This is a genomic window from Deinococcus fonticola, from assembly GCF_004634215.1.
Taxonomy (GTDB): domain Bacteria; phylum Deinococcota; class Deinococci; order Deinococcales; family Deinococcaceae; genus Deinococcus; species Deinococcus fonticola.
Genome location: NZ_SMMH01000062.1, coordinates 1 through 9,072 on the forward strand (window position 1 = coordinate 1; position 9,072 = coordinate 9,072).

Sequence of the window (9,072 nt, forward strand, 5' to 3'; positions counted from 1 at the left end):
AGCCGTGTAACACGGCTTAAAACCATGAAGGCCCGCGTAACCTTCCCATGCTCAACTGTTGACAAATTGCGGAAAAAGGCTTAAACTGTAATTACCTCAGAGAGAGGAAAGGAGCGTAAAAATGACCGCCCAGACCGCAGAAACCCGCAAGAACTTTACCCGCACTTGGGAAGCCAGGCTGTATGGCAGTTGGGGCGAAGGCGCAAGCGCCAGCGTGTTAATTGCCACCAAAATCTTGACCGTGACCGCCGACCACGAAGGCACACAGACGGCGACCATTGACGGCCAGCCTGTAGAGCTGCTGGAAGCCTACCGGGTCTACAAGTGGGCCAGCACTGAGGGCCGCTTGACCGTGCTGCACGAGGCCGAACTGACACCCCCCGAACAGCCCGAACCGCTGAAAATGCCCATGCAGGTTATTGGGAAAGCCCGCGCCCACACGCTTCACAAAATCATGGGCGCGTTAGGGATACCCCACGCTCAGCATTACGGCATTGCCGCGTTTGCCATTGACGAGCCGTTCCCGCTGGAAACCCTTAGCACCCTCACCGATGCCGAAGCGGGCCGCGTGTGGGCTTATCTGTGCAGCCACTATCCAAACGCCTGCCAAGTGGGGCAGCGCATTAAAGCTAAAACCGCCGCCCACGCCGCTTAAACCGCCTGGGGGCCAGTTGCGCCCCCTTCCCATCGAGGAAAGGAGCATAAGCCATGACCACCCAGACCGCAGAAAATATGACCGCCGCCGACGCCCTACGGATTAAGAACCTCATTCTCAGCTTGCCCGCGCAAGACCCGCAGCGGAAGCAAGTCGAAAACAAGGTAATGGAGGCCGCTGAGAGCCGGATGGACGCCGACGCCCGCGAGATTTACCGCTTATTGCAGACCATAGACTGCGCCCGCGCTGTGCGCGTGGGTTTGATGGTGCTGCAAGGCGTAGACGCTTAAACCCCTACGGCCCCGCCCCCAGCGGGCAGGGCCACCCCCACGAGGAGCGCCCGACATGGACGAACAGAACCAAATCAAAGCAGCCGCCACCGCCAGGAACCCCGCCGCCGAACTCGAAAGCCTTATCCGCGACCTCAAAGACCATTACCACCTCAGCGACGAGGAAACCGCCCAGGCCCGCGCCGATTACACGCAGGCGCTTACCACGGCCCTCAAGCGCCGCGAAAAGATGACCGAACTTTGGCCCGATGCGCCCGCCGCGTGCTTCATTTACGCCTCATTCTGCCGCCCGTTTTCCGAGTATGGCCGCGCCCCTGAAAGCGTCAGGGGGATGCAGCACCAGCCCGCCGACTGGCCCGCCTCTATCCCTCATTCCTATATTGCCAGCGCCGCCCCGCTGGAGTTGCCGCAGGTTGAATTACTGCGCTTTCCCCTGACATGACCACGCCCGCCGAGCGGCCCCGCGCACCCCCCACGAGGCCCCGCTTCTCTCTCTCTGAAAAAGCGCCCCCACGAGAGCGGCCACCGACTTGATAAAGTCGGTTTTTTGTTGTCATAGCCTGCCTGCAACGCCGACGAGGAAAAAGCCATGCAACACGGCTTAAAACCATGAAGCCCCGCGTAGCCTTCCCCTGCTCAAGTGTTGACAAATCACAGAAAAAGGCTTAAACTGTAATTACCTCAAAGAGAGAGGAAAGGAGCGTAAAAAATGTCAGTCATCGGATTTGCAGCAGACGAAATCAAGAGCATCGAGGCCGCAGCCCGCGAGATTTGCGGCGACCATACAGGCGGCGACCACTGGCCCGCGTTCTATGTGAGCAACCACAGCGAGTACGCCGAGCGGTACGAGTCCCGCAGCCTGACCGACGCCGAGCGCGTACAGTTGCGCCGCGAGTACGCCGCCGCCCCAGCCCGCCAGCAGTACACCCCCACCGCGCCCGCCGACCTCATGACCAGATTGCAAAGCCTTCTGTACAACTGCGAGGAGTTCAGCGGCGACACCGAAACGGCCCGCCGTAAGTTGCTGGACTGTGTGGCCTTTGAACTGATGACCGAGGGCGGCCCCGCCGTGAATCTGGACACCTTCGCCAACGTGCAGCGCATGGACTTTAACACCTACCGCATGACGACCATTGACCCCCGCGAGGGCGCACGCGGCAGGGCTTACACCTTCGCCAAGTTGCAGGGCCAGCCCCACCCCTACGAGGGCCACACGACCACCGACCCCCGCGAACTGTTCCGCATGGTGTGGGAAATGCGCGACGACTGCGCCGCCGACTACCGCGCCCAGGACGCCCGCCGTATGGCCGAGTTTATGGCCCTGATGGAGAGCGGCCACAGCTACCACAGCGCACAAATGGAAATGCTCAAGCGGCAGCTCGCCGCCAGCTAAACCGCGAACCTAGGCCCGCGCCCACCACCAGGGCGCGGCCACCACCCCGCCCCGTTTCTCTCTCTGAAAAAGCGCCCCCATGAGAGCGGCCACCGACTTTATCAAGTCGGTTTTTTGTTGTCATAGCCTGCCCACAACGCCGACGAGGAAAAAGCCGTGCAACACGGCTTAAAACCATGAAGGCCCGCGTAACCTGCCCACGCCCAACTATTGACAAATTGCGGAAAAAGGCTTAAATTGTAATTACCTCAGAGAGAGGAAGGGAGCGTAAAAATGACCACCCAGACCGCAGAAAATATGACCGCAACCGTTACCACTCTTGAATCGTTGGGCGTCTATTTCGGTATTAACGACGTGAGCCGCGAACTTGCCCGCCGCGCTTATGTAAACGTCAGCCACTACGCCGACCAGCGAGCCGACAGCACACGCGCCGCTTACCTGTCCGACATGCAACGCGCCGCCGCGATGTTTGAAGATGCCGTTCGTCAGTACCCAGAGCGCAAAGACCGCGCCGCCGACATGCTCAGGGATTACAAAAGCGGATACCTCAAGCGCCTCAATGATTACCTCAGCAGCAGCGCCGAGTGTGCCAGTTGGTTCATTGTCGGCCCCGCCCGTTTCCCCCGCCGTCAGCAGGAAAAACGCCGCGCCAGCGCCGACAAACGCGCCGAAGAATTGCGCGACTTTGCGACCCGCCGACTTGCCCGCATGGTGAAACTTGTGACCCGCCCGCCCCGGATGAACGCCGCCGAACGCGCCGAGGACTACCGCCGCCGTATGGAGCAGGCCCAGGCCGAACAGGAGCGCATGAAGGAAGCAAACAAAATTATCAAGAGTAAAAAACTGGCCGACCAGTTAGCCAAGTTTGGTCTGACTGTGACGGATGCCCTTGTCACTTTGGGGATTAGTGAGGCCGAGGCTGTGAGCATCCAGCGCCCCGACTTTGCAAACCGCATTGGATACCCCAACTACAAACTCACCAACAATAACGCGGAAATCCGCAGGTTGAAAGCCAAGATGGAGGAGCAGCAAGCCCTGGCCTCTCAAGCTGTCACCCAGACCGCGCCCGCCCACGAATACGACACCCCCGCCGACGGCCCCGTAAGATACGAGGAACACCCCGACGACAACCGCGTAAGACTAACCTTTGAAGGCAAGCCCAGCGACAGCAGCCGCCAGCTTTTGAAGTCTCACGGCTTCCGGTGGAGTCCTAACGCTGGAGCATGGCAACGCTTTTTGACTGGGAACGGCAAATATGCCGCCCAGGAGGTACTTAAAGCACTTGGGGCAACCCCCGCCCAGCCCAGCGCCGACGCTGAAACCGCCGCATAAAAAGACACTGGGGGGGAATCCCCCCATCTCACAAGGAGCGCCCCCCTTATGCTGACCACTCCCCACCTTGCCAAAATCCCCGCCGCTGAACTGCTCAGTGCATACCGCTACCACTGCGCCGCAAAAATGGCTCGCACGATGGAGGGCGAAGGGTTCACGGCTGATGAGCTTAAAAACTACGTCGAGCGGTGCAGGGCGTTTGAGGATGCTTTTTTTCTGGCAGCAAGTGACAGCGCCCACCAGCATTTAGCCGCGTGGGGCGTGGATGCCCGCGCCGAGGCTTTAGCGGTTTGGCGTGAAATGATGCGCGACTAGAACGGCCTAGAATCGCCCGCGCCTGAAGGCTTGCCAATCCTGCCGCGCCGCACCACCCGTCTGATGACCTGGTGGCCCTGACACGCTGTAAACAGCATTCTATGTGTTGACAAATTGCGGAAAAAGGCTTAAACTGTAATTACCTCAGAGAGAGGAAAGGAGCGTAAGCCATGCCCCAGACCGCAGAAACCGCCAAACCCCAAAGCATGACCTGGCCCACGTTCAAAGCCGCTGTTATGGCGTGGCTTGACCAGCACGGCAAGACCCCCCGCAACGAGAACGCCGCCTACAACATTCTGCACGCCGCCCGCGACTTCGGCGGCGACGTGGTGGAGGTCATGCAGATGCAGGCTTACGCCGCCCAGCATATCGGCAAATACGCCGAACTGAGCGCCAAAACCTGTATTCGCGCTTTGCAGCTCCACATCGAGCGCGACTACTACGCTGAGCAGAGCGACCCCGAACGAGCCGCCGACCTGACCCGCCGCCTAGCCTACTGGGGAGCGTGAACCGTGCCTCAGTTTCTACTGACCACCAACAAGGGCATGAACGTCATCGCCCGCGAGGTTATCACCGCGCCCCATATCGCTAAAGCCCGCGCTCAGGTGCTAGCGCGTTACCCGAACGCCCGCCCTAATTACATAGGACGCAGCAGCCCGCAGCGCGAAGCGTTTCACCTCAAGTTTGACGACGAGGCCCAGCAATACGCCCACCTCTGCACCAGTTTTGAACTGCACGGCGAGGACACCGCCCCATTTGAATGGTACGCGCCCCGCGCCAGCTAAACCACCCGCGCCCGCCCACCAGCGGGCGCGGCCCCTGGAACAGCACCAGGGGCCGGACAGCCAAAAGCAAGGAAGCCGCCCAGTCTCTTTGCAGGGAATAGGCGGCTACAGCATTGTTTTGTTCGGCTTGCGCCTCACGTCACCCCCAACCCCCTCAAGGGGGCTTTTGACTTCCCACTGATTCCAGTTTGGCGAGGTGATGGTGCGAGGGGCTTGAGCCTCAGCAAGTGCGGGAGTTTAGCAGCACGGCCAGCAGCATAGCGGTCACTCCGATGCAGAGGGTTTCATAAAGCGATTTGCAGAGCGAGGGCGTAGGCGTTTTTGCTGTGCCAGGCAACCCCCCCCGACTTTTCCAGTGGCTTATTCAGGAGGGGGAGTCTCCCCCTGAGTCTGAGCTAACCCCGTCTTGGGGACAGAACGCCTGCGCCGCGCCGCTATGCAGGCTGTCCCCAAGACAACGCTCAGCCTACCCCCTCTTGCTGACCATCGGGCCGTCGAGTCTCTGGGAGCGCGTCAATATATATGTTGAAGCACCCAGACCGCACTTCTCAGTTGCCCAGCCTCTACCAGCAACGTATGAAGCTGCATCCTTCTTTTCCCAGGTGGCAGCCCAGACCTTACCTAAGCTATTAACTAGAAATGCACCAAGATCAATGACTTGCTGGCGCATGATGCACACCATGAAGCCTTTGCGCCGCCCAGCCGTAACCCCCGTACTGTTGTCCCTACAGACGGGAACTCCTGACTACATTGTGCGGCAGGACGAAGCACGGGAACTGGCAACCCGCATTTATCCCCGACTGGCACAACGTCAATCCATGATTGACGTATTCACCAATGCCTTGATTGACACCAGGTATGTCACCATGCCGCCAGAGTGGTACTTGACGCCCCATTCATGGGCCGAGAAGAACGCAATCACTTGCCGCGAGCAACTGCGCCTCTCTGTGGATGTGGCCGCCCGCGCTATTGACGAGGCGGGAATAATTAGACAGGACATTAGCGCCCTGGTCTTTGTGTCGAGTTCCGCTGTGAGCGCCCCCGGCCTTGAGTCCTACCTGATTGAAGCCTTGCAGCTCTCTCCGCATACCGTGCGCGTGCCAATGTTCGGTCTAGGCTGCGCGGGCGGTGTCGCAGGCATGTCAAGAGCCGCAGAACTGGTGCGTTCGGGTCATCAGCACGTCCTGCTGGTGGCAGTCGAGTTGTGCAGCATGACTTTTGTTGCCCAGGACGAAAGCCCCAGCAACTTTGTTGCTACAGCCCTGTTTGGTGACGGGGCTGCCGCCGCTGTGATAAGCGGGGATTGGCCCGGCGAAGCGCCCCATCAGCAGGCCAAAGCCCGCCTTTTCGGGTCACTGGGAACCCTGATACCCGATACGTCCGATGTTATGGGCTGGGATGTGCTGGACGAGGGATTAAAGGTCAGATTCGCCCGCAGCATCCCTGACCTAGTAACACAGATGATGGAAAGCAATGTTGCCCAGGCTCTTGCGCTGGACGGTTGGACATTTGAGGAATTGCAGCGGTTTATCGTCCATCCAGGCGGCGCACGGGTGCTACGTGCCTACGCCGAAGCCCTGAACCTGCCCCCGGAGGCGTTGCAGCCTTCTTACGACGTACTCCGCAGATACGGCAATATGTCGAGTCCTACTGTGCTGTTTGTGCTGGCCGAACATCTCTCCCAAGCTCCACAGGGCAGGGCTATCATGAGCGCAATGGGGCCGGGGTTCTGTGCCGAACACATACTTATGGATTTCCTACCATCGAGGTAAAACTAAATGTATCAACTAAAAGTGATTGTCATATCAGGTGATGAAATCGAAAGTGTTGAAATTAAAGCTAGAGAGATGGGTCTTACAATTCAGAGTGTTGGTAATAACACCGAGAAATACCTGACAGGCGTAATCCCAGAAGGCGATAACTTAACTAAGCGTTTCATCAGATGGCTCAATGAATATCCATTAGTCGAGTGGGCCATTATTGAAATGGCCCACGACCAGCGCCCCAAAATCATCAACGATTCATCGGCAATTCTCCAGCAGTAATGAATTAGCAATGACCTATAGTGATTCACTAGAATATTATCTAGAGTCAAGAGGTTTCCGTTACTCTGAACTGAAAGATGAATTGCTGGCCTATGAACAGGCGCGACCACTTACACAGCGAGAAAACGCCTTACTGGGAATGATTTATTTCAGGACTTCCTATTTCAGAGAGGCCCAGCACTACCTTTCAACTGCGGTGATATTGGAAGGCCCAGATAAGACGGAAGCCGCTATCGAGCTTGCCGGAGCCTTTCTGGGTGAAGTTCGCTTGAGCGCCGCTGAGCAGGTGATTGACGAATTACCGTCAAACCTCACGAGCTGGGAAAAAAACATGCTGCTCAGACGCCGGGGCTTGGTGGCAACCCTGCAAGGAGATACTGCCCAGGCCATAGGTCTGCTTGAACAGGCATGGCGCGGCTTCGTGGCTGACAACACCCCACGAGGGAAAGGAATCTCCGGTCATATTCTTGGTGGCCTGCTGACTTTACGCGGTGAGTACGCCAAAGCGCAGCGGTATTTCTCCCAGACAATTGAATATGCCCGCATCTCAGGCCAGCCCCTCTTGCTGATTGACGCACTGGCCAAGCAGTTCATCTCCTACATCTACGCCGACGACCTTTCAGCAGCTCAAGGTGTCCTCGATGAAATGAAGGCTACGACTGGTGCGCTCCCAACATATTTCCATACCACGATTGTCATGTGCGAAGTGGTCTTTGCCCGTGCGAAGAATCGGCAAATTGGCTACCGTGCTAAGTTGCTCCAACTTGGCACGCTCTACAAAGAGATGCCTCACCCAGAGATCATGCTCTGGCTTGCGCCTATCGTACTGGATTCCGTCAGTCTCGCCGGGGGCAACGAAGTGGCTCTTAAAATGCTCAACAAATCACTACCCGACCGGACAAACGCCCCTATTACCGTTCAGATTACGGAGGCGGTCATTCTGACACGCATGGGCGGCCACCGCCGCGCCGCTGAACGCCTGGCTGAGATTAGCGAACAGGCTGACGAGTCCGGGCAACGGCTGGATAAAGCCCGCGCCAACCTGTACCTCGCCAATGCGCTTTTCAAATCTGAGCAGCACCTTAAAGTTCCCGCCCCACTGATTGAAGGGATTCGGGAAATCGTCGCGCTGGGAAGCAATTTTCTGATACGCGACGACCTGAACTGCATGAAAGACCTCTTGAAATGGGCGCGTATTCAGGAGAGTACCCGTCCGTTCGTGCAGCTCTTGGAGGCAGGCAGGCAGCGTCACGGCGACGGCCTGACCCTGACGACTTTGGGCAAAATGCGCGGTCTGCTGGACGGCCAGTCCTTGCACTTCCGGTTGGATGAAAGTGAAATCCTACTGATCCTGACCTACATTTACATGCGCCCCAACAGCACCTATGAGCAAATAGCCGAGGCAATCTTTCCCGATAAGTCGTCCCTCACGGGACGCTCTTATGCCCGTCAATCGGTGATGCTGCTGAGGCAAGAGTTAGGAGAGCAGAAACTTGTAACGATGCAGCCAAGCAAGAACAAGCCTGCGCGAGTGCGCCTTGAAGGACTGGACGTGAACCTTGACCTCGAAGTGCTATTCCAGGCAATAGAGGCAGAGGACTTTGATGCCGTTTTTGCCGTTTATCACGGAAGATTCGCCCCTCAAAACAACAGCTCTTTCGTCACCGAAATTGTGACGCAGATTGAATCAAGTCTCTGTCACGCCTTCGACCGCCAGATTGAGAAAACAACCTCGCAAAGCGGCCTCGCAAAGCTGCTGAAATACGCCACTCAATTCCGGGACGTTGCCATAGACAATCCCAACGTCCGAAACCTGTACGACAAGATTCATAGGGCCATGAGTGACAACCACGCCTAGGAATCTGCCACGTAGCAAAGTTGACCTCGACTGTCAATATAGGATTTTGAGTGGTAAATTACAATTAAGAAAAATGGCGTGCAGGACAGTGGTAACAGCGGTAACGGGCTACAGGCTATCCTCAATGCAGAGATGGTATGACAGCTTTCTTACATTAAGGAATGTCACCATCCCGAAGTCACCAATCTGAAGGAGTTCGAGTCTCATGTCACTTGCCACCAATAAAAATCACCAGCAGTTGCCCGTACAGTCAGAAAATCTGATTGAGAAGGCCTGACGGCCTGACAAATTTTATGAGAAGACGTCCCCGATAGGGGATAATTTCTGTTTGTGACGACAAAAATGCTCCTCGGGGACGTACCCCGACTCTACCAGAATGTCCGCCCCTTCCTCAGTTCC

The 9,072-nt window shown here is 57.3% G+C and carries 11 protein-coding genes; all 11 read left to right on the forward strand.

Features of this window, described 5'->3' with window-relative positions:
- Positions 1-121 precede the first annotated feature (121 nt).
- Complete coding sequence (locus tag E5Z01_RS18495) at positions 122-655, forward strand: hypothetical protein (RefSeq protein WP_135230724.1); 534 nt, start codon at positions 122-124, stop codon at positions 653-655.
- A 53-nt stretch (positions 656-708) separates the two neighbouring features.
- On the forward strand, positions 709-945 hold the full coding sequence (locus tag E5Z01_RS18500; protein WP_135230725.1) for a hypothetical protein: 237 nt from the start codon (positions 709-711) through the stop codon (positions 943-945).
- 55 nt (positions 946-1,000) lie between these two features.
- Positions 1,001-1,387: a hypothetical protein gene (locus E5Z01_RS18505; RefSeq protein WP_135230726.1), complete on the forward strand. Its 387-nt coding sequence runs from the start codon at positions 1,001-1,003 to the stop codon at positions 1,385-1,387.
- 267 nt (positions 1,388-1,654) lie between these two features.
- Positions 1,655-2,338, forward strand: coding sequence for a hypothetical protein (locus E5Z01_RS18510; RefSeq protein ID WP_135230727.1), 684 nt, complete (start codon positions 1,655-1,657; stop codon positions 2,336-2,338).
- Between the two features lie 273 nt (positions 2,339-2,611).
- Entirely contained in the window at positions 2,612-3,670 is a 1,059-nt protein-coding gene (locus E5Z01_RS19675) for a hypothetical protein (protein ID WP_167758016.1), read from the forward strand.
- A 48-nt stretch (positions 3,671-3,718) separates the two neighbouring features.
- Positions 3,719-3,985, forward strand: a complete 267-nt coding sequence (locus tag E5Z01_RS18525; RefSeq protein WP_135230730.1) for a hypothetical protein — start codon at positions 3,719-3,721, stop codon at positions 3,983-3,985.
- Positions 3,986-4,155: 170 nt separating this feature from the next.
- Positions 4,156-4,494 (forward strand): hypothetical protein, encoded by a 339-nt coding sequence (locus E5Z01_RS18530; RefSeq protein WP_135230731.1) that lies wholly within the window; start codon positions 4,156-4,158, stop codon positions 4,492-4,494.
- Between the two features lie 3 nt (positions 4,495-4,497).
- A complete protein-coding gene (locus tag E5Z01_RS18535; RefSeq protein WP_135230732.1) occupies positions 4,498-4,770 on the forward strand; it encodes a hypothetical protein in 273 nt (90 codons plus the stop codon).
- Between the two features lie 680 nt (positions 4,771-5,450).
- Positions 5,451-6,542 (forward strand): type III polyketide synthase, encoded by a 1,092-nt coding sequence (locus tag E5Z01_RS18540; protein WP_135230733.1) that lies wholly within the window; start codon positions 5,451-5,453, stop codon positions 6,540-6,542.
- Positions 6,543-6,548: 6 nt separating this feature from the next.
- Positions 6,549-6,815 carry a hypothetical protein gene (locus tag E5Z01_RS18545; RefSeq protein WP_135230734.1) on the forward strand — a complete coding sequence of 89 codons (267 nt, stop codon included), beginning with the start codon at positions 6,549-6,551 and terminating at the stop codon, positions 6,813-6,815.
- Positions 6,816-6,825: 10 nt separating this feature from the next.
- Positions 6,826-8,673: a tetratricopeptide repeat protein gene (locus E5Z01_RS18550; protein ID WP_135230735.1), complete on the forward strand. Its 1,848-nt coding sequence runs from the start codon at positions 6,826-6,828 to the stop codon at positions 8,671-8,673.
- Positions 8,674-9,072 lie beyond the last annotated feature (399 nt).